This is a genomic window from Streptomyces sp. NPDC093085 (assembly GCF_040683935.1).
Lineage (GTDB): Bacteria > Actinomycetota > Actinomycetes > Streptomycetales > Streptomycetaceae > Streptomyces.
Genome location: NZ_JBFBFB010000003.1, coordinates 640,710 through 659,915, shown reverse-complemented (window position 1 = coordinate 659,915; position 19,206 = coordinate 640,710). Strand labels below are relative to the sequence as shown.

The 19,206-nt window shown below is 73.3% G+C and carries 19 protein-coding genes; 7 read left to right on the top strand and 12 right to left on the bottom strand.

Annotated elements, in window-relative coordinates; translation table 11 throughout:
- Window positions 1-49: 49 nt before the first annotated feature.
- Entirely contained in the window at window positions 50-2,590 is a 2,541-nt protein-coding gene (locus AB0O07_RS13670) for a glycoside hydrolase family 3 C-terminal domain-containing protein (RefSeq protein WP_365631483.1), read from the top strand.
- A gap of 70 nt (window positions 2,591-2,660) precedes the next feature.
- Here the strand turns inward: AB0O07_RS13670 and AB0O07_RS13665 are convergent, their stop codons facing one another.
- Together AB0O07_RS13665 and AB0O07_RS13660 are read right to left on the bottom strand one after the other, a co-directional pair.
- Window positions 2,661-3,674 (bottom strand): aldose epimerase family protein, encoded by a 1,014-nt coding sequence (locus AB0O07_RS13665; protein ID WP_365631616.1) that lies wholly within the window; start codon window positions 3,672-3,674, stop codon window positions 2,661-2,663.
- Window positions 3,675-3,694: 20 nt separating this feature from the next.
- Window positions 3,695-4,705 carry an SGNH/GDSL hydrolase family protein gene (locus tag AB0O07_RS13660; protein ID WP_365631481.1) on the bottom strand — a complete coding sequence of 337 codons (1,011 nt, stop codon included), beginning with the start codon at window positions 4,703-4,705 and terminating at the stop codon, window positions 3,695-3,697.
- A 306-nt stretch (window positions 4,706-5,011) separates the two neighbouring features.
- Here AB0O07_RS13660 and AB0O07_RS13655 point away from each other — a divergent pair, with 306 nt between their 5' ends.
- The gene (locus AB0O07_RS13655; protein WP_365631479.1) at window positions 5,012-5,506 is read left to right on the top strand and encodes a DUF3145 domain-containing protein; all 495 of its coding nucleotides are present in this window, start codon (window positions 5,012-5,014) and stop codon (window positions 5,504-5,506) included.
- A 72-nt stretch (window positions 5,507-5,578) separates the two neighbouring features.
- Here the strand turns inward: AB0O07_RS13655 and fabF are convergent, their stop codons facing one another.
- From fabF to AB0O07_RS13630, 5 genes are all read right to left on the bottom strand, one after another.
- Window positions 5,579-6,841, bottom strand: a complete 1,263-nt coding sequence (fabF, locus tag AB0O07_RS13650) for a beta-ketoacyl-ACP synthase II (protein ID WP_365631477.1) — start codon at window positions 6,839-6,841, stop codon at window positions 5,579-5,581.
- A 163-nt stretch (window positions 6,842-7,004) separates the two neighbouring features.
- Window positions 7,005-7,256, bottom strand: coding sequence for an acyl carrier protein (locus tag AB0O07_RS13645; protein ID WP_365631475.1), 252 nt, complete (start codon window positions 7,254-7,256; stop codon window positions 7,005-7,007).
- An 88-nt stretch (window positions 7,257-7,344) separates the two neighbouring features.
- Complete coding sequence (locus tag AB0O07_RS13640) at window positions 7,345-8,346, bottom strand: ketoacyl-ACP synthase III (RefSeq protein WP_365631473.1); 1,002 nt, start codon at window positions 8,344-8,346, stop codon at window positions 7,345-7,347.
- Between the two features lie 12 nt (window positions 8,347-8,358).
- A complete protein-coding gene (locus AB0O07_RS13635) occupies window positions 8,359-9,378 on the bottom strand; it encodes an ACP S-malonyltransferase (protein WP_365631614.1) in 1,020 nt (339 codons plus the stop codon).
- 89 nt (window positions 9,379-9,467) lie between these two features.
- A complete protein-coding gene (locus AB0O07_RS13630) occupies window positions 9,468-10,649 on the bottom strand; it encodes a helix-turn-helix domain-containing protein (protein ID WP_365631471.1) in 1,182 nt (393 codons plus the stop codon).
- A 116-nt stretch (window positions 10,650-10,765) separates the two neighbouring features.
- Between AB0O07_RS13630 and AB0O07_RS13625 the strand changes: the two genes are divergently transcribed.
- Window positions 10,766-11,494, top strand: coding sequence for a pirin family protein (locus AB0O07_RS13625; protein WP_365631469.1), 729 nt, complete (start codon window positions 10,766-10,768; stop codon window positions 11,492-11,494).
- Window positions 11,495-11,524: 30 nt separating this feature from the next.
- Here AB0O07_RS13625 and AB0O07_RS13620 read toward each other — a convergent pair whose 3' ends face one another.
- Window positions 11,525-12,355, bottom strand: a complete 831-nt coding sequence (locus AB0O07_RS13620; RefSeq protein WP_365631467.1) for a serine hydrolase domain-containing protein — start codon at window positions 12,353-12,355, stop codon at window positions 11,525-11,527.
- A 57-nt stretch (window positions 12,356-12,412) separates the two neighbouring features.
- On the opposite strand from AB0O07_RS13620, the gene AB0O07_RS13615 reads away from it, so the two are divergent.
- Together AB0O07_RS13615 and AB0O07_RS13610 are read left to right on the top strand one after the other, a co-directional pair.
- On the top strand, window positions 12,413-12,652 hold the full coding sequence (locus AB0O07_RS13615; protein ID WP_365631465.1) for a ribbon-helix-helix protein, CopG family: 240 nt from the start codon (window positions 12,413-12,415) through the stop codon (window positions 12,650-12,652).
- Entirely contained in the window at window positions 12,642-12,956 is a 315-nt protein-coding gene (locus AB0O07_RS13610) for a type II toxin-antitoxin system PemK/MazF family toxin (RefSeq protein ID WP_365631463.1), read from the top strand. Before AB0O07_RS13615 ends, AB0O07_RS13610 begins: the two co-directional genes overlap by 11 nt.
- A 51-nt stretch (window positions 12,957-13,007) precedes the next feature.
- Here AB0O07_RS13610 and AB0O07_RS13605 read toward each other — a convergent pair whose 3' ends face one another.
- Window positions 13,008-13,550: a GNAT family N-acetyltransferase gene (locus AB0O07_RS13605; protein ID WP_365631461.1), complete on the bottom strand. Its 543-nt coding sequence runs from the start codon at window positions 13,548-13,550 to the stop codon at window positions 13,008-13,010.
- A gap of 107 nt (window positions 13,551-13,657) precedes the next feature.
- Between AB0O07_RS13605 and AB0O07_RS13600 the strand changes: the two genes are divergently transcribed.
- Both AB0O07_RS13600 and AB0O07_RS13595 read left to right on the top strand, forming a co-directional pair.
- Window positions 13,658-14,140: a MerR family transcriptional regulator gene (locus tag AB0O07_RS13600; protein ID WP_365631459.1), complete on the top strand. Its 483-nt coding sequence runs from the start codon at window positions 13,658-13,660 to the stop codon at window positions 14,138-14,140.
- A gap of 68 nt (window positions 14,141-14,208) precedes the next feature.
- A complete protein-coding gene (locus AB0O07_RS13595) occupies window positions 14,209-15,240 on the top strand; it encodes an aldo/keto reductase (RefSeq protein ID WP_365631457.1) in 1,032 nt (343 codons plus the stop codon).
- A 17-nt stretch (window positions 15,241-15,257) separates the two neighbouring features.
- Here the strand turns inward: AB0O07_RS13595 and AB0O07_RS13590 are convergent, their stop codons facing one another.
- The 3 genes from AB0O07_RS13590 to AB0O07_RS13580 all read right to left on the bottom strand — a co-directional run bounded on the left by AB0O07_RS13590 (window position 15,258) and on the right by AB0O07_RS13580 (window position 19,150).
- The gene (locus tag AB0O07_RS13590; protein WP_365631455.1) at window positions 15,258-16,415 is read right to left on the bottom strand and encodes an alpha/beta hydrolase; all 1,158 of its coding nucleotides are present in this window, start codon (window positions 16,413-16,415) and stop codon (window positions 15,258-15,260) included.
- Between the two features lie 476 nt (window positions 16,416-16,891).
- Window positions 16,892-17,857 (bottom strand): DUF4429 domain-containing protein, encoded by a 966-nt coding sequence (locus AB0O07_RS13585; protein ID WP_365631453.1) that lies wholly within the window; start codon window positions 17,855-17,857, stop codon window positions 16,892-16,894.
- Between the two features lie 75 nt (window positions 17,858-17,932).
- Window positions 17,933-19,150: an alpha/beta hydrolase gene (locus tag AB0O07_RS13580; protein WP_365631451.1), complete on the bottom strand. Its 1,218-nt coding sequence runs from the start codon at window positions 19,148-19,150 to the stop codon at window positions 17,933-17,935.
- Window positions 19,151-19,206 lie beyond the last annotated feature (56 nt).

Genomic DNA, 19,206 nt, shown 5'->3' with positions numbered 1-19,206 from the left:
CTCCATGTAACCATTCCTTCCGTTCCCACCGACGAGGAGAGGTACGGCCGTGGCCGACGCATCCACCACCGGAGCCACCGAGGCCACCGGAGCCACCGGGTCCGACCAGGATTCCCGGGCCCGCCGGGCACGTGAGTCCGCCGTCGCCGCGGCTCTCGGCAAGCTCGGTCTCGACGCCAAGGCCCGGCTCCTGGCCGGCCAGGACATGTGGACCCTGCCCGAGCTGCCCGAGATCGGGCTCGCCTCCCTGGTCATGTCCGACGGGCCCATCGGGGTGCGCGGCGTCCGCTGGACCGCCGACGACCCCTCCGTCGCGCTCCCCTCCCCGACCGCCCTCGCCGCCGCCTGGGACCCGGAACTGGCCCGCAGGGCGGGGCGGCTGCTCGCCCAGGAGGCCCGGCGCAAGGGCGTGCACGTGCTGCTCGCGCCCACCGTCAACCTGCACCGCTCGCCCCTGGGCGGCCGGCACTTCGAGGCGTACAGCGAGGACCCGTACCTCACCGGCGAGATCGGCACCGGCTACGTCCTCGGCGTCCAGGACGGCGGCGTCTCCACCACGGTCAAGCACTTCGTCGCCAACGACGCCGAGACCGACCGCTTCACCGTGGACAACCTCGTCGCCCCGCGCCCCCTCCGCGAGCTGTACCTCGCGCCGTTCGAGGCGATCGTCGCCAACGCCCACCCCTGGGGCATCATGGCCGCGTACAACCAGGTCAACGGCTCCACCATGACCGAACACCGCTACCTCCAGAACGAGGTGCTGCGCGGCGAGTGGGGCTTCGACGGCTTCATCGTCTCCGACTGGCTCGCCGCCCGCTCCACCGTCGGCGCCCTCCTCGGCGGCCTGGACGTCGCCATGCCGGGGCCGCACACCGTCTACGGCGAGGCGCTGGCCGCCGCCGTACGCGCCGGGGAGGTCCCCGAGTCCGCCGTGGACGACGCGGTGCGCCGGGTCCTGCTGCTCGCCGCCCGCGTCGGCGCGCTGGAGGGCGCGCCCGCCGCCGTCACCACCCCGCCCGCGCCGCTCGACGGGGAGGCGCTGGCCCGCGAGATCGCCCGCCGGTCGTTCGTACTCGTACGGAACGAGGCGCGGGACGGGCGGCCCCTGCTCCCGCTCGACCCCGCCGCCGGAACCATCGCGCTCAGCGGCGCCGCCGCCCGTGACGCCCGGGTCCTCGGCGGCGGCTCGGCGACCGTCTTCCCCGACCATGTCGTCTCCCCGCTCGACGGCCTCACCGCCGCCCTCCCGCCCGGCCGTCTGAGCTACGCGATCGGCGCCGACCCCAGCGACGAACTCGCCGTCGCCGGACCGGGGTTCGAACTGCGAGCCGTGTGCAGGGACGCCGCGGGCGAGATCCTCGGGACCGCCTCCGTCCCCGGCGGCCAGCTCCAGTGGATCGGCGGCGACCTGCCCGCCGGGGTCACCCACGACACGCTCCACTCCGTCGAGGTGACGGGCACCTTCACGCCCCGGGAGAGCGGCGAGCACACCTTCGGCACCCGCGGCCTCGGCGGCTTCACGCTCACCGTCGACGGCACCGTACGCTTCGAGGGCGTCCAGGAACCCGGCTCCGAGTCCGACCCCTTCGAGGCGTTCTTCGGCTCCCCGGTCGAGCGGGCCCGCGTCACCCTCACCGAGGGCGAGCGGGTCGAGGTCTCGCTCCTGCACACCGTCCCGGCCACCCAGGACCTCGGGATCCGGGCCGTCGCCATCTCGCTGCTCCACCTCGGCCCGCGCCATGACCCCGACGAACTGATCGCGGAGGCCGTCGAGGCGGCCCGTACCGCCGGCACGGCCGTGGTCGTCGTCGCCACCACCGAGCGCGTCGAGTCCGAGGGCTTCGACCGGAAGGATCTCGCGCTCCCCGGCCGCCAGAACGACCTCGTGCGCGCCGTCGCCGCCGCCAACCCGAACACCGTCGTGGTCGTCAACACCGGCTCCCCGGTCGAACTGCCCTGGCGCGAGGAGGCCGCCGCGGTCCTGCTGACCTGGTTCCCCGGCCAGGAGGGCGGCGCCGCGCTCGCCGATGTGCTGCTCGGCGCGGCGGAACCGGGCGGCCGGCTCCCCACCACCTGGCCCGCCGCCCTCGCCGAAGCGCCGGTCTCGGACACCACCCCGCGCGACGGCGAACTCCCGTACACCGAGGGCGTCTTCATCGGCTACCGCGCCTGGGAACGGGCGGGCGCCACCCCCGCGTACCCCTTCGGCCACGGACTCGGCTACACCGACTGGGCGTACGAGACGATCACCGCCACCCCGGAGGAGGCGTACGTCCGGATCCGCAACACCGGCACCCGTCCGGGCCGCGAGACCGTCCAGCTCTACCTGGCCCCGGTGACCGGGGAGACCGGTGGCGAGGCGAAACGCCCGGCACGGTGGCTGGCCGGCTTCGCCTCCGCCGAGGCGGCCCCCGGCGAGAGCGTCGAACTCCGGATCCCGCTCTGCCGCCGGGCCTTCGAGATCTGGGACGAGGCGGCGGGCTCCTGGTCGTACCTCACCGGCCCGTACGAGATCGAGGCGGCCCGCTCGGTCGCCGACCGCCGCCTGAGCACCCGGGTGGAGGCCACGGACCCGGCAGCCCGGGCCTGAGAGACGTGCGGCCCCGGGGCGGGACCTGACACCCGCCCCGGGGCCGCACACACCTGCCGCGCGCCGGCCCCTACGAGCCCGTACGCGTGCCGAACCGGTACGTCGTACGAGAGGCGAACACCTCACCGGGACGCAGCACCGTGCTCGGGAAGGACGGCTGGTTCGGCGAGTCCGGGAAGTGCTGCGTCTCCAGCGCGATCCCGGCGCCGGGCCCGAACGGCTTCCCGTCGAAGTGGTCGCCCGTGTAGAGCTGGATCCCCGGCTCGGAGGTGGCGACCGTCAGCACCCGCCCGGACACCGGGTCGTACAGTTCGGCGGCGGGGGCATCGTCACCCACCTCGTCCAGCACATAGTTGTGGTCGTACCCGGGCCCCACGGGCCGCCGCGTCCGGAAGTCGAAGCGCGTGGCGTCGACCGGCGCCAGCTCCCCGGTCGGCAGGGCCGCGCCGTCCACCGGGGTGATCCGGCCCGCCGCGATCCGCAGCTCGTGCCCGGAGGTCGCGGGAGCGGCGCCGGGCCCGCCCAGGTTCCAGTACGTGTGGTTGGTGAGCGTGAGATGGGTGGGCGCGTCGGTCACCGCGCGGTACGCGATCCGCAGCGCCCCCGTCGCGTCCAGGGTGTACGTGGCCGAGACCGCCAGCCGCCCGGGGAACCCCTCCTCCCCGTCCGGACTGACCCGGGACAACCGCACCCCGTACCGGCCCGCCCCGTCCGTCCCCTCGCCCACCGGCTCCGCCTCCCAGACCCGCCGGTCGAAGCCGTACGCCCCGCCGTGCAGACAGTTCGGCCCCTCGTTGGGCGTGACCCGGTGGACCACCCCGTCCAGGGTGAAGGCGGCGCCCGCGATGCGGTTCGCGTACCGGCCGACGAGCGCGCCGAAATACGGACCCCGGTTCTCCAGATAGCCGGTCAGCTCCGGGAAGCCCAGCACGACATCGGCGACGGCGCCGTTCCGGTCCGGTACTTCCACGGACTGGAGGATGCCGCCGTACGTCAACAGGCGCACCCGCGTACCGGCCCGCTCCAGGGTCCAGCGGTCGACGGGCGTACCCTCGGGCGTGGCGCCGACGCGCTCGGTGTTCATGACAGTCACGAACGAGCACCCTACGCGGGCGGGGACTCCGCCGTGACATTCCGGTACGCGATCTCGGCCAGCCTGCGCTGGCCGTCCTTGCTGGGGTGGAACCAGTCCCAGTGGCTGAGCTGGGTACCGGTGAAGCGGTACGCGAAGACCTCGCCGCCGTCGTACCGGCAGCGCTCGTCCTTCGCGCAGACCTCCTTGAGCGCGGTGTTGTAGCCGACGACCCGGGCGTACACCAGGTCGCGGCGGGCCTGGGCGGCCTTGCTGTCGTCCTGGGAGTCGCCCAGCATCGTGGCGCAGATGCCCAGCTTCCAGACCTGGCGGCCCAGCGGGTTGGCGCGCCCCGTGGACCAGAGCCGCTTGAGATCCGGCACGCTCGACACGTACACCTGCGCCTTCGGGGCGTCCGCGCGGAGCCGGCGCAGGGCCTCCTCGAAGGACGTCCGGAAGGAGGCGACCGGGGTCATCTGCGCCGCCGACTTACGGCAGGCGTCGTTGGCGCCCGCCATGACGGTGACCAGTTCCGGCCGGTGGCGGGCGGCGCGGGTCATCTGGGCCGGTACATCCGCCATCCGGGCGCCGGTGGCGGCGAGGTTCCAGGAGCGCTCGGCGACCCGCCGGGCCACCTGGTCGGAGGCCGACCCGGCCCGCCCCTCCGTCCGCCCCGCCACGTCCGCCGACCCACCGCCCAGCAACCGGTAGGCGAGACTCCGCACCCCGCTGTCCGTACCGGTCGCCCAGGACACCTCGGGGCAGTCCACGAGCACCCCGCAGGCGTCGAACCCCCGCGTCATCGAGTCCCCGACGGCGGCGACCGAGGCCGGGGTGCGGTTCCAGACGGGGGTGGGGCGCGGGGAGGGCGAGGCACCGGCGGAGGCGGAGGTACCGCCAGGGGAGGGCGTACCGGAGGAGGTGCACCCGGTGAGCACGGTGACCCCGGCGAGAACGAGGGCGGTCAGAGCGCCGAACGGGGGACGGCGCGGGGCGCCCCCGTACACCGCCCCCACCCGGCCGGACGACTTCACTCCTCGCATAAGGCTCTCCGATCGGCGCCGGCCACCGCTCTCCGCCCGGGCTGCCCGGGGCCGGAGGCTCCCGGCGGCGTCCCGGCGAGCCCGGTGAGTGAAAGCTTCGCGCATATCCGTCCCGGGACCGACGGTACGTCACCCCGGGCCCCTCACCGCACGATAGCTTTTCCCACGTCGAAACAGAGGCGCCTGATCGCTTGGCTCCGGTAAATTACCTCACGTCACAAGCTGTCCCTTTTGCGGAGTTTCACTCCCGATGCTGTTTACTGAGGCCGCTGGGCAGGCGAACCTCGTCCCACACTGGAGGTCCCGGTGACGACACGTGGAGTCCTGTACGTACACTCCGCACCCCGAGCGATGTGCCCCCATGTCGAATGGGCGGTGGCCGGGGTGCTCGGGGTGCGGGTCCAGCTCGACTGGATCCCCCAGCCGGCCTCGCCCGGCACCTGGCGGGCGGAGGTCTCCTGGAAGGCGAGGGCGGGCACCGCCTCCAAGCTCGCCTCCGCGCTGCGCGGCTGGCGGATGCTCCGCTTCGAGGTCGCGGCGGAACCCTGCGCCACGGCGGAGGGCGAGCGCTACAGCGCCACACCCGACCTGGGCATCTTCCACGCGGTCACCGGCATGCACGGCGACATCATGGTCCCGGAGGACCGCCTGCGCGCCGCGATGGCCCGCGCCCAGGGCGACGAGACCCGGCTCGCGACGGAAATCGCCAAACTCCTCGGCAAGCCCTGGGACGACGAGCTGGAACCCTTCCGCTACGCGGGCGAAGGCGCCCCGGTCCGCTGGCTCCACCAGGTCGTCTGACCCTCTGTCACGCCGAAGCGCCCGCCCGGGAGATCCGGGCGGGCGCTTCGCGGGTACGCGGGTGCGGCGTGGTCAGACCGTGCGGAGGGCCAGGACCACGTTGTGGCCGCCGAAGCCGAAGGAGTTGTTGATCGCGGCGATCGTGCCGGACGGGAGGGTGCGGGGTTCGCCGCGTACGACGTCGGCGTCGACCTCCGCGTCCAGTTCGTCCACGTTGATCGTCGGGGGGGCCGTGCGGTGGTACAGCGCGAGGACCGTCGCCACCGTCTCGATGCCGCCCGCGCCGCCCAGCAGGTGGCCGGTCATCGACTTCGTCGCGGAGATCGCGATGTGGTCCAGGTCGTCGCCGAGGACCTGGCGCAGCGCCTTGATCTCGGCCACGTCGCCCTGGGGGGTGGAGGTGGCGTGCGCGTTGAGGTGGGCCACCTCGGAGGGCTTGAGGTCCGTGTTGTCCAGCAGGTTCTGGACGGCCTTCGCGATGCCCCGGCCGGTCGGCTCGGGCTGCGCGATGTGGTGGGCGTCCGAGGAGAGGCCCTGGCCGAGGAGTTCGCAGTAGACGCGCGCGCCGCGCTTCGCGGCGTGCTCGGCGGACTCCAGGACGAGGACGCCCGCGCCCTCGCCCATGACGAAGCCGTCGCGGCCCGTGTCGTACGGGCGGGAGGCGGCGGTCGGGTCGTCGTTCCGCTTGGACATCGCCATCATGTTGGCGAACGCCACCATCGGCAGCGGGTGGATGGCCGCTTCCGTACCGCCGGCCACGACCACATCGGCGCGGCCGGTCCTGATCATCTCCACGGCGTAGCCGACGGCCTCGGCGCCCGAGGCGCAGGCGGAGACCGGGGTGTGCACGCCCGCGCGGGCGCCCACCTCCAGGCTGACGTTGGCGGAGGGGCTGTTGGGCATCAGCATGGGCACGGTGTGCGGGGAGACCCGGCGGACACCGCGCTCCTTGAGCACGTCGTACTGGTCGAGCAGGGTGGTGACGCCGCCGATGCCGGAGGCGATCACGGTGCCGAGCCGGTCGGCGTCGACCGCGGGGTCGTCACCGGCCCGCGCGGTGTAACCGGCGTCCGCCCACGCCTCCCTGGCCGCGATCAGCGCGAACTGCGCCGAACGGTCCAGCTTGCGGGCGAGCGGCCGGGCGAGGACCTCGTACGGGTCGACGGCCGCGGTGGCGGCGATCCGTACCGGCAGGTCGGCGAAGAGCTCGCCTTCCAGGACCCGTACCCCGGAACGGCCGGCGAGCAGGCCCTCCCAGGTCGACGCGCTGTCGCCACCCAGTGGTGTAGTTGCGCCGATACCGGTGACGACCACGGTGCGATTGGTCTGGCTCACTGGAATTCTTCTCCACGTGTAGAGGGTGCTGAATTGTTACGGCGCCACCACCGGGTGGCGTCTGCCGCGCGGTGAAACGGGTCAGGTGTCACACGCCGGACCGCCGGTCAGGAGATCCGGGGCCGGAGCCCGGGGCCCGGGGGCCCGGGGGCCTCGAAAGGCGTCAGGCGGCCTGGTGCTTGGCGATGTAGTCGGCCGCGTCGCCGACCGTCTTCAGGTTCTTGACGTCGTCGTCCGGGATCTTCACGTCGAAGCGCTCTTCGGCGGCGACGACGACCTCGACCATGGACAGCGAGTCGACGTCCAGGTCGTCGGTGAAGGACTTGTCGAGCTGGACGTCCTCCTCCGGGATCCCGGCGATCTCGTTCACGATCTCGGCGAGACCCTTGACGATCTCTTCCTGGGTGAAGGCCATGGTGGGCGATCTCCTTCGATGTTGAGCAGATTTTGAGCGGATGTTGAACAGGGAGTTACAGAAGGCGTTCCGGAAAGATCCGGTGTGCCTAGGGGAGGGTAACGACCGTCGCGGCGTACACGAGACCCGCCCCGAAGCCGATGACGAGCGCGGTGTCACCGCTCTTCGCCTGCCCGGTCGCCAGCATCCGCTCCATAGCGAGCGGGATCGAGGCGGCCGAGGTGTTGCCGGTGTTCTCGACGTCACGCGCGACCGCGACGCTCTCCGGCAGCTTCAGAGTCTTCACCATCGAGTCGATGATCCGCATGTTGGCCTGGTGCGGAATGAAGACGTCCAATTCTTCCGGAGTGATGCCCGCCGCGTCCAGCGCCTGCTGGGCGACCTTCGCCATCTCGTAGACGGCCCAGCGGAAGACCGCCTGACCCTCCTGCGTGATGGCCGGGAACTTCTCCTGGGGACCGGAGTGGTACGCGTCCCACGGTACGGTCTGCTTGATCGTCTCGGACTTGTCGCCCTCCGAACCCCACACCGTGGGGCCCATCCTGGGCTCCTTCGCCGGGCCCACCACCACGGCGCCCGCACCGTCGCCGAAGAGGAAGGCCGTCGCGCGGTCCTCCCGGTCGGTGAGGTCCGAGAGCCGCTCCACGCCGACCACCAGGACATGTTCGGCCGAGCCCTCGACCACCATGCCCTTGGCGAGGGTCAGCCCGTAGACGAAGCCGGCGCACGCCGCGGAGATGTCGAACGCCGCGGGCCGGCCCGCGCCGATCCGGTCGGCGATCTCCGTCGCGATGGCCGGGGTCTGCTTGAAGTGCGAGACGGTGGCGATGACCACGGCGCCGATCTGCTCGGGGGTGATCCCGGCGTCGGCGATGGCCTTCCCCGCCGCCTCGACGGACATCGCGGCGACCGACTCCTCCGGGGAGGCCCAGTGGCGGGTCGCGATACCGGAGCGGGAGCGGATCCACTCGTCGGACGAGTCGATCGTCTCGATGATCACCTCGTTCGGCACGACCCGGACGGGGCGGTAGCCGCCCACGCCCATGACGCGCGCGTACGGGGCGCCCTTGCTGGGCTTGATCTTCGACATGCTCACTGGCTCCTATTCAGCCGTGGAGGAGTGCGAGGAGGGAGTTGTCGTAGGGGCGGGGGAGGAGGTGGAGGAGGTGGAGGTCTCGGCGTCCTCGGTGGTCTCGGCCGTCTCGGCGATGAGCTCGCGGGCCGCGTCCAGGTCGTCCGGGGTCTTCAGCGCCAGGGTCCGCACCCCGGGCAGGGCCCGCTTCGCGATCCCGGTCAGGGTGCCGCCGGGGCAGAGTTCGATCAGCGCGGTCGCCCCACGGTGCTGGAAGGTCTCCATGCAGAGGTCCCAGCGGACCGGGTTGGCGATCTGGCCGATCAGCCGCGCCACCACCTCGGCGCCTGAGCCGACGACCCCGCCGTCCTTGTTCGAGACGTACGGAACGGACGGGTCCGCCGGGTCGACGGCGCCGGCGGCTGCCGTCAGCTTCTCGACCGCCGGTGCCATGTGGTGCGTGTGGAACGCCCCGGCGACCTTCAGCGGCACCACGCGCCGTACGCCCTCGGGCTTGTCCGCTTCGAGCGCGGCGAGCTGCTCCAGGGTGCCCGCGGCGACGATCTGGCCCGCGCCGTTGACGTTCGCCGGGGTCAGACCGAGCTTCTCCAGGTGGGCGATGGTGGTCTCCGGGTCGCCGCCGAGCAGGGCGGACATCCCGGTCGCCGTGACGGCGGCGGCCTCGGCCATCGCCAGGCCCCGCGCCCGTACCAGCCGCATGGCGGCCTCGTCGGAGCAGACCCCGGCGAGCGCCGTGGCGGCCAGTTCGCCGACGCTGTGACCGGCCACGGCGCCGACCCGCGGAACGAGGCCGTCGGTGGCCGGGAAGAGCTGACGGGCCGAGAGCAGCGCGGCGGCCACCAGGAGGGGCTGCGCGACGGCGGTGTCGCGGATCTCCTCCGCGTCGGCCTTCGTGCCGTAGTGGACCAGGTCCAGGTCGATGGCGGCCGACCAGTCCCGCAGCCGGTCTTCGGCGCCGGGCAGGTCGAGCCAGGGGGTCAGGAAGCCGGGCGTCTGAGCGCCTTGGCCGGGAGCGACGAGTACGAGCACACTCACACTCTCTCTTGTGGACGGTCCTCACCGCCCGTGGGGACAGGAACGAAGAACCGCGAGGGGAATTGTTGGGGTGCGACAAAAGTCTAGGACTGGGGATCGCCGTCGGCCAGGCGCCCCAGGATCAGCGCAATCCGCAGCGTGAACGCCGACCTGACATCGGAGGGTGACCAGCCGGTGACGTCTGTCACACGTCGCAGCCGGTAGCGCACGGTGTTCGGGTGTACGAAGAGCATCCGCGCGGCGCCCTCCAGACTGCTCGCCTGCTCCAGATAGACACTCAGCGTCTCCAGGAGCGCGGAACCCGCCTCTTCGAGCGGTCTGTAGATCTCCTCCACCAACTGCTCGCGCGCCGCCGGATCCGAGGCGATCGCGCGCTCCGGCAGCAGATCGTCCGCGAGGACCGGGCGCGGCGCGTCCTGCCAGGCGAAACACGCCCGCAGCCCGGCGGCGGCGGCCTGCGCCGACTTGGTGGCGGCCAGCAGGTCGGGCACCACGGGCCCGGCCACCACGGGGCCCGCCGCGTACGGACCGATCAGCGACTTGGCGACCCTCAGCGGGTCGTCGCTGCCGCCCGCGATCACCACCAGGCGGTCGCCCAGCACCCCCGTCAGCACCTGGAGCTTGGCGTGCCGGGCGGCGCGCCGGATCGCCTCCACGGTCAGCTCGCTGTCCTCGTCGGGGGCGGTGCCGAGCAGGACACAGACATGCTCCGGCGAGTTCCAGCCGAGCGCGGCGGCCCGGGAGACCGCGCCCTCGTCGGCCTCCCCGGAGAGCACCGCGTTGACCACCAGCGACTCCAGCCGCGCGTCCCATGCCCCGCGCGCCTCGGCGGCCTGCGCGTAGACCTGGGCGGTGGCGAAGGCGATCTCCCGCGCGTAGACGAGCAGGGCCTCGCGGAGCGCGGCCTCGTCGCCGGGGGCGGCGACCTCCTCGATGGCCGATTCCATGACCTCGATCGTGGTCCGCACCATCTCGACGGTCTGGCGCAGGGTGATCGCCCGCGTCAGCTCGCGCGGCGCCGTGCCGAAGACATCGGTGGAGATGGCCTGCGGCGTCTCCGGGTGGCGGAACCACTCGGTGAACGCGGCGATGCCCGCCTGCGCTACCAGCCCGATCCACGAACGGTTCTCCGGCGGCATCGCCCGGTACCACGGCAGCGTCGCGTCCATGCGGGCGATGGCGTTCGCCGCGAGCCGCCCGGCGGAGTGTTCGAGCCGGCGCAGGGTGGCCGGGTGCGGGTGGGGTTCGTTCGAAGGTTCAGGCACGTGACAAGACTGCCCTATCGGCGGGGGTGCTCGTGGGCCCGGCCCCGGGAGCCGCCGGGCGGCGGCATGGCACGGGCCGGGGGTGGCGCGGCGCGGGGCGGCGCTACCGTGGGGTGGTGATTCTCGTACGGTACGCGGCGGAGCGGTACGCGGGCGGCGACGCGGCGGCGGGCATCGCCTCGCTGCACGCCTTCTCTTTCGGCCACTTCTACGATCCGGACAATCTCCGCTTCGGCGCGGTCCTGGCCTGCAACGAGGAGCGGCTCGCACCCGGCGCGGGGTTCGACGAGCATCCGCACCGGCACACCGAGATCGTCACCTGGGTCGTCGAGGGCGAGCTGACCCACCGCGACTCGGCCGGGCACGCCACCGTCGTACGCCCCGGGGACGTCCAGCGGCTCAGCTCGGCGGGCGGGGTGCGCCATGTGGAGCGGAACGACGGGACGGTCCCGCTGGTCTTCGTCCAGATGTGGCTGACGCCGCTGGAGCCGGGCGGCGACCCCGCGTACGAGGTCGTCCGGGGCATCGCCGACGCCACGCCGTACGCGCTGCCCCAGGCGGGCGCGATGCTGCACGTACGGCGGCTGCGGGCGGGCGAACGCTCCGCCGTCCCGGACGCCCCGTACGTCTACGCGCACGTGGTACGGGGCGCGGTACGCCTGGAGGGCCCGGCAGGGGGGACCGGGGGCACGGCGGAACTTCACCCGGGCGACTCGGCCCGGATCACGGAAGCGCGCGGCCTGGAACTGGTCGCGGGCCCGGTGGGCGACGCGGAGGGCGGCCCCGGTTCCGGGGCCCCGGCCGGGGCGGCGGCGGAGGTCCTCCTCTGGGAGATGGCGCCCTGACCTCGGCCTCCGCCCCCCATATCCCCGGGGTCAGCGACCGGCGCCGCGTACCTCCGCGAGCACCGCGTCCGTGAACGGCGGCCACGCCTCGATCGCCCACGGCCCGAAGTCCCGGTCGGCCAGGGCCACACAGGCGGCCCCCGCCTCCGGGTCGACCCAGAGGAACGTACCGGACTGCCCGAAGTGTCCGAACGTACGCGGCGACGACGCGGCGCCCGTCCAGTGCGGGGACTTCCCGTCGCGTATCTCGAACCCCAGGCCCCAGTCGTTGTTCTTCTGGCTGCCGTAGCCGGGCAGCACCCCGGAGAGCCCCGGGTGGACGACGCTCATCGCCTCCAGCACCGTCCGCGGGTCGAGCAGCCGGGGCGCCTGCACCTCGGCGGCGAACCGCGCCAGGTCGTCGGCGGTCGACACGGCGTCCCGGGCGGGCGAACCGCCGGCCGGCAGCGCGCTCTCCGTCATCCCGAGGGGTTCGAACACGGCCTCGCGGAGATAGTCGGCGAACGGGATCCCGGTGGCCAGCGCGACATGCTCGCCCAGCACCTCGAACCCGGCGTTCGAGTAGATCCGCCGGGTGCCGGGCGCGGCGGCCACCCGGTGCTCGTCGAAGGCGAGCCCACTGGTGTGCGCGAGCAGATGCCGCACGGTCGCCCCCTCGGGCCCGGCCGGCTCGTCCAGCTCGACGGCCCCCTCCTCGTACGCGACGAGCACCCCGTACGCGGCGAGCGGCTTGGTCACCGAGGCGAGCGGAAACCGCCGCGCCGTGGCCCCGTACGCCCCGGCAACACCCCCGTCGGCACGCACGACGACAGCCGCGGCGTGCGGCACGGGCCAGTTCTCGATCATCGCCAGGCTCTGCATGGGGAAGAGCCTAACGGGGCGATTGCGCCGTCATACGGCGCGTCATACGATACGTGTATGACGGTACGTGCTATCAGTTTCCGGCCCGATGAGGCGACGCGCCACGAACTGGAGGTGCTGGCCGAGCTGCGGGGTGTCACGGCCTCCGACGTGATAAGGCAGGCGATTCACGAGGCGTACATCGCCGAGCAGTACGCGCGGGCCAGAGCGGAAATGACCGAGTGGCGGGCCGACCCCGCGTACCGGGACGAGATCGCCGCCGTACAGGAAGAGATGAGCGACCTCCGTGCGTGGTGATCTCTACCGCCTCCGCGCCAACAAGAACGCCGTGGGCCACGAGCAGCGAGGCACCAGATACGCGGTGGTGCTCCAATCCGACCAGTTGCCCACGTCGACCCTGGTCGTCGCGCCGACCTCCACCAGCGCACGGCCGGGTCTCGTACATCCCGCACTCGATAGGGACGGCACCCCCACGGTCGTCCTCGTCGAACAGATGGCGGCGGTCTCCACGGAACGCCTCGGCGACTTCGCGGGCCGGGTGGACCCCGAGGAGTGGGCGGACATCGAGCACGCGCTCAGGCTGGTGCTGGGCCTGCTCTGACGGCCTCGGCCCGGTTCTCCGGCGGCTTCGACCGGCTCGCCTCCGGCGCCCCTACCGGATCCGCCGGAGGCGCATCGCGGGGGCCGTGGTGCGGGTGAAGCCGAGGGAGATGTAGAGGGGTTCGGCCTCGGGGGTGGCGTGGAGGTCGATCTTGCGGATGCCTCGGGTCCGGTACCACTCCAGGAGCGCCGCCACGCAGGCCCGGGAGTGGCCCTGGCGGCGGGCGTCCGGGTCGGTGGCGACGTTGAAGAGGTGGCCGCCGGCGCCCGAGGGGTCGCCGGGGGAGCCCAGGCGGTGTTCGATCGTGCCGACCGCGCAGGAGACGAGCGGGGGCGGGGTGTCCTCGGGGGCGGTCGGCTCCGTACGGTCGCGGGCGCCGGCGCCGTCACCCGGACGGCTCGGCCGGGCCGGGCGGTCGACGACGAACGCGGCCAGGTCGCCGTCCGGGTCCGCGAGCCGTTCGCGCAGGGTGCGGAGGGCGGCGGGCTGCCAGCCGGTGTCCGGATCCGGGCCGTGGGACGCGTCCAGCATGACCTTGCGGAGGCGGACCAGTTCGGCGGCGTCGGCGGGGGTGGCGCGGCGTACGAGGCTCATGGCGTGCGAGTCTTCCCGCGGGTCCGCCCGGACGTCATCCCTTTTTCGTGCTCTTCCGTTCTCTTCCACTTGCTTCGAGTGCACTCGAAGGTTCTAGCGTGGGAGATATGACACTGATCGAGACCAGCCCGGAGAGCAGCCTGGAGACCGGACAGGAACGGACGGCGCCCGTGGATGTCTGTGCCGCCGCCCCGCCCGCGCATCCGCGCCCCGAAGGCGCGGACCACTACACGATCAGTGAGGTCGCGGCCTTCACCGGCCTCACCGCGCACACCCTGCGCTGGTACGAGCGGATCGGCCTCATGCCGCATGTCAGCCGCTCGCACACCGGGCAGCGCCGGTTCCGCAACCGGGACCTGGACTGGCTCCTCTTCGTCGGCAAGCTGCGGCTGACCGGCATGCCCGTCGCCGACATGGTCCGGTACGCCGAGCTGCTGCGGGTGGGCGAGGAGACCTTCGAGGAGCGGCAGGAGCTGCTGGAACGGACCCGCCGCGATGTGCTCCGCCGGATCGAGGAGCTGCACGACACGGTCTCCGTGCTCGACCACAAGATCAGCTTTTACGCCGGTGCCCGCCGTGCCGGGCGGTAACGGCGGGGGCGGTGGGGTAGTAGGGGGCGGTGCAGTGGTAGAGGGCGTCATGAGAGAAGGGGTGCGTCATGAGTGGTGACAGCAGGGACGGAACGAAGATCGAGAGCGTACGGCTCGGGACCGGCGGCCCCGAGGTCGGCGCCCAGGGGCTCGGGTGCATGGGCATGAGCTTCGCGTACGGGCCTACCGACGCGGACGAGGCGCGGGCCACCCTGGAGCGCGCCCTGGAGCTGGGCGTGACGCTGTACGACACGGCCGACGCCTACGGCAACGGCGCGAACGAGGAGTTCCTCGCCCCCTTCGTACGGGCGCACCGCGACGAGATCACCCTGGCCACCAAGTTCGCCCTCGGGATCGACCCGAAGGAGCCGGCCAAGCGGACCATCACCAACGATCCCGGCTATCTGCGGAAGTGCGTCGAGGGCAGTCTGCGCCGGCTCGCCGTGGAGCGGATCGACCTCTACTACCTGCACCGGCGCGACCCGAAGGTCCCCATCGAGGAGACGGTCGGCGCCATGGCCGAACTGGTCACCGAGGGCAAGGTCGCGTACCTCGGGCTGAGCGAGGTCACCGCGGACGAGCTGCGCGCGGCCCACGCCGTGCACCCGATCACCGCGCTCCAGTCGGAGTGGTCGCTGTTCAGCCGGGACATCGAGCGGTATGTCGTGCCGGCCGCCGCGGAGCTGGGGGTGGGGATCGTGCCGTACTCCCCGCTCGGCCGGGGCTTCCTGACCGGTGCGTTCGTCCACGCCGACCGCGAGCTGGGCGCCGACGACTTCCGCCGTCAGCAGCCGCGCTTCACCGGCGAGAACGCCGCCGCCAACGCCGCGCTGCTGGAACCCCTGCGCAAGATCGCCGAGGGGCGGGGCGCCACCCCGGGGCAGGTCGCGCTCGCCTGGGTGCAGCAGCGGGCGCCGCTGTACGGGGTGGCCGTCGTGCCGATCCCCGGGACGCGGAGCCGGGCCAGGGTCGAGGAGAACACCGCGGCGACGCGTCTCATCCTCACCGAGAGCGAGCTGGGGCTGCTGGAGCCGATCGCGTCGCGGGTGGCGGGCAGCCGGTACGCCGATATGACCTTCACCTCGGCCGGGCGGGAGTAGCACGTCACCTCGGCGCGTCACCTCGGCCGGCCGGGAGCAGCCGCCGGGTACGCCTCCGCGGTCTCCGCAGCCTCCGAGGTCTCCGCCGCCTCCGCCGCCTCCGCGGTCTCCGTGCCGGGGCCGGGTCCGTCCCGCCGGATCCGGCCCCGCGCGATGTCCACGAAGGCGTCCAGCGAGTCCGTGCCCGGGGCGAAGTAGCCGGTGTGCCCGTGGGCGCTCGTGGCGGGGACCCGGCGCGCGCCGAACGCCTTGTCGGCCGGGTCGGTGCCATGGCCGAGCCCGGCGAACTCGACGTTCGGGACCTTGGAGATCCAGTCCGTCGTGTCCTTCGCCGCCCACACCCGGGCCCGCGTGCCCAGGTCGGCCACGGTGTTCGCGCGCATCCCGGGCGAGCCGAACGCCACGATGTCCCGGGCGTTCACCTCCTTCGCCGCGAGGCCGCACACCACCGAGCCGTAACTGTGGCAGAAGAGCGCCGGTTTCCCCGCGCCGATCGCCACCAGCCCCTGGGTGAACCGCGTCAGCCGCTCCGCCCCGGCCACCGCGAGATCCCCCATGGCCGCGTCCACCCCTACCCCCACGGGGGTGGTGTACCCGGTCCACGCGACGGTGGCGATACGGCCCCCGGCCGCCTTCCGCAGCGAGGCCGCCATCCCCGCGGGCGTCCCGTAGGGGTCCCTCCGCCGGTCGAAGGAGTTCAGGTCGATATCGGCACCCGGGACGACGACCGCGATATGCCCGTCCGCCGTCAGGTCGCCGTAGACCTCGGCGACCTGCCCCCGGCCGCGCGGGTCGAAGGCGAGGATCTGCCGGCCCGGCTCGGTGAGCCGGGCGAACCGGGGGTCGTGGGTGGCGCGGATGGCCAGGTCGTTGGCCTCGTAACGCTGCCCCACCGGCGCCCCGTCGAGGTTGCCGACGACGGTGGGGTGACGCCGGGTCAGCTCGCGCCGCTCGGCCGGGGTCAGCGTGGCGTAGAACGCCGCGACCTCGTACGGGCTCGCGGTCGCCGGATCGGGCAGCGCCCGGCCGAGGGAGCCGTCCGCCCGCCACGCCGCGCTCCCGGGCGGCGGCCCGGTCACCGCGCGCTGCGCGCCGCCGACGGCCCAGCCGGCCGTGGACCCGGCCATGCCCGCCACCAGGGCGGCGGTGATCAGGGTCCTGCGGTAGCGGCGCATGTACCTCTCCCTCGTCTCGCCCCCTCCCGTGAGGCGGCAGTGAGAAACCTAGAAAGGAGGGGTACGGGCGCACGTCACCCCACGGACGCAACTGCGGGATCATCCCTGGGTAGCGGGGGTCGCCCGGCAGACGGAGGAAGCGGGCACCGGGGGACCGGGCCCGTGGGGGGTTCCGGTGGGGTACGGGCGCGCGGGCTCCCCGCCACCCCGGGCGCGGCGGGGGACCCGCGGGCCCTGTCGGCGGCGGTACGGGGCCCGGGTGTCAGCCCCGGGGATGAGGCGCCGCCATCCCGGCGGTGCAGCCCGGGGGACCCTGGAGCGCCGTACGGGCTCCGTCCGCGCTCATAGTCCCTGAGGGGGACGGGGTTCCTGTGGGGGACGGGGTTTCTGAGGGGGATGGGGTTTCTGTGTGGGACGGACGGGGTTGCTGAGGAGGGGCCGTCACTCCCCGGCCGGGGCCACTGGTGCGGGGAAGCTCACAGCTCGGCCAGCAGCTCGGTCTTCTTCGCCGTGAACTCCTCGTCCGTCACCAGCCCCGCCTGGTGCAGCTCCCCGAGGTGCCTGATCCGGTCCGCCACGTCGGCCGGGTCGCGCCGGCCCGCCGGAGCGAGCGCGGGGACCGGGGCCGCCACCCGGGTCGCCGCCGCGTCGCGCACCGCCGCCAGGACCGCGGCGGCGAACGGCAGCGACTCGTGGACCGGGCCGTACCCGAGCCCGAAGACGACGGCGGCCGGGTCATGGTCGGCGCCGCTCGACTCGGCGGGGCCGCCGCGCGGGAGCAGCCGCAGATAGCCGTCGAAGAGCTCGGGGGAGTGCCACTCGACCCCCTCCAGCTCACCGACCGGCAGGCGCTGGTCGCCCGCCTTCCACTTGGCGGAGGAGGCGCCCGTCCGGAACCAGCGGAACGAGACCGTCCGGCCGTCGAAGGACGCCTTCGCGTCGTACGCCTTGAAGCTCAGCGGCGCCTCGGGGGCCGCCACCAGGAAGCGTTCCGCGGGCTCGTCGGCCCCGGAGCTCCGATCGGGCCCCGGTGTCCCGTGCCCCGGTGTCCCCGCCCCCGGCTGCTCGTCGGTGACCAGGCCGGCGCCCGCGCGCCGGGTCCGGGCGGCGTCGACGGCGGCGCCCAGCGTCTCCGCGTAGTACTCGGCCAGAGGGCGCGCCTCGGCGGGCAGCACCAGGCGGTACGGGTCGACGCTCTCCCTGAGCTGCCCGGCCGCGGCCTCCGTGAGCGGGTCGGCACCGGGGCGCGGCACGGCACGCAGGACGACCGTCCCGCGTTTCCCCGCGCCGACCGTCACCGACGACAGCGCCTCGTGCGGGATCCGGCGCTCACCCAGGGCGGAGAGGAGTCTCGGCGTCCGTATCCCCCGTTCGAAGCGGATCAGCACGCTGTCGTCGTCGAACTCCCAGGTGGCATGAATCCCCGCAAGCACATCACCCATGCGCTTCATCGTAGGCGGCGCGCGCGTCGGCGTCGCCTGCCCGAGAGAGGGAATCTACGCGCGTGGGGCGGAGCCTCAGGCGAGCGTCTCGCCGTCGTACACGATCCCGCTGCGGCAGGAGACGCGTTCGTCCGCGCAGGTCACCGTCTTGTACGCGCCGACCCCGATCTCCGCGAAGTTGCCCAGGCTCTCGGTGTCCGGCGCGAAGTAACCGGCGTGTCCGACCGCGCCCGCCGCCGAGAGGACCCGGGCGCCGAAGGCGCGGGTCACCGGGTCGGCGCCGTGGCCGAGGCCGCCGACGGCCAGATACGGCACGTCCTGGATCCAGTCGTCGCTGTCCCGCATGGACCACACATGCGCGCGGGTGGCGAGCTGGGCCGCGTTCTCGACGCGCATGCCGGGGCTGCCCGCGACCGCGATGTCGGTGACCCGGGAGGGCAGCGCGTGCGCGGCGACCCCGCACACCACGGAGCCGTAGCTGTGGCAGAAGAGCCCGACCTTCGCACGCCCCGGCAGGGCCTCGGTGAGCGCGTTGAGCCGTACGGCGCCGTTCTCCGCGAGCTTGCCGATGGCCGCGTCCACGCCGAGCCCGGCGGGCGCGGTGTAGTCGGCCCAGGCGATGACCGCGGTGCGGGTCTCCGGGTCGGCCTTGCGTTCGGCGGAGTACAGGGATTCGGCCATGCCGACGGGCGCCGAGTACCAGCGGTCCGTGCGTTCGAAGGTCAGGAGGTTGGTGTCGACGCCGGGCACCACGACGGAGACCCGCTGGGCGGTGTCGAGGTCCCCGATCACCTCGGCGACGCGGCCCTGCCCCGACGGGTCGAAGGCGAGGATCTGCCGGTCGCCGCCGAGCAGCGACTCGTACCGGTTCATCCGGCGCCCCGCGATATGGCGGCCGTCGCTGGACAGCCTGCCGTCGTGCATCCGGTGCTCCTCGACGGTGCGGGCCTCCATCAGCGCGATCCGGTTGGCCCGGTAGCGCAGGGTGACCGGGGCGCCGTTGAGGTTCCCGACGACGAGCGGGTACTTCGTCGCGAGCCGGGTCTGCTGGGCGGTGTCGAGGGAGGCGAAGAACGCGGCCACGGCCTTCGCCGGACCGGCCGGGTCGGGCAGGTGGCGGGCGCCTATCCGGCCCCGCTCCCAGGCGGTGAACGCGACTTTCAGGGGCTCGCCCGGAGCGCGCTGGTGCTGGACGGCGGTCCAGCCGGTCGTCGCCAGCATGACGAAGACGACCGAGAGGGCCAGCAGCGCGCGCCAGACGCTCAGGGTGGGGGAGGAGTCGAAGGAAGTCACTGGTTCTCACCCTAGAGCGCGGGCGGGTGGCCTCGCGACGAGGGTGAGGGAGATCA

Bases quoted from the DNA above. Each gene is read 5' to 3' on its own strand.
- AB0O07_RS13665 (WP_365631616.1), bottom strand. From the start codon at position 3,674: ATGAACACCGAGCGCGTCGGCGCCACGCCCGAGGGTACGCCCGTCGAC.
- AB0O07_RS13660 (WP_365631481.1), bottom strand. From the start codon at position 4,705: ATGCGAGGAGTGAAGTCGTCCGGCCGGGTGGGGGCGGTGTACGGGGGC.
- AB0O07_RS13645 (WP_365631475.1), bottom strand. From the start codon at position 7,256: ATGGCCTTCACCCAGGAAGAGATCGTCAAGGGTCTCGCCGAGATCGTG.
- AB0O07_RS13640 (WP_365631473.1), bottom strand. From the start codon at position 8,346: ATGTCGAAGATCAAGCCCAGCAAGGGCGCCCCGTACGCGCGCGTCATG.
- AB0O07_RS13620 (WP_365631467.1), bottom strand. From the start codon at position 12,355: ATGCAGAGCCTGGCGATGATCGAGAACTGGCCCGTGCCGCACGCCGCG.
- AB0O07_RS13615 (WP_365631465.1), top strand. From the start codon at position 12,413: ATGACGGTACGTGCTATCAGTTTCCGGCCCGATGAGGCGACGCGCCAC.
- AB0O07_RS13605 (WP_365631461.1), bottom strand. From the start codon at position 13,550: ATGAGCCTCGTACGCCGCGCCACCCCCGCCGACGCCGCCGAACTGGTC.
- AB0O07_RS13600 (WP_365631459.1), top strand. From the start codon at position 13,658: ATGACACTGATCGAGACCAGCCCGGAGAGCAGCCTGGAGACCGGACAG.
- AB0O07_RS13595 (WP_365631457.1), top strand. From the start codon at position 14,209: ATGAGTGGTGACAGCAGGGACGGAACGAAGATCGAGAGCGTACGGCTC.
- AB0O07_RS13590 (WP_365631455.1), bottom strand. From the start codon at position 16,415: ATGCGCCGCTACCGCAGGACCCTGATCACCGCCGCCCTGGTGGCGGGC.
- AB0O07_RS13585 (WP_365631453.1), bottom strand. From the start codon at position 17,857: ATGGGTGATGTGCTTGCGGGGATTCATGCCACCTGGGAGTTCGACGAC.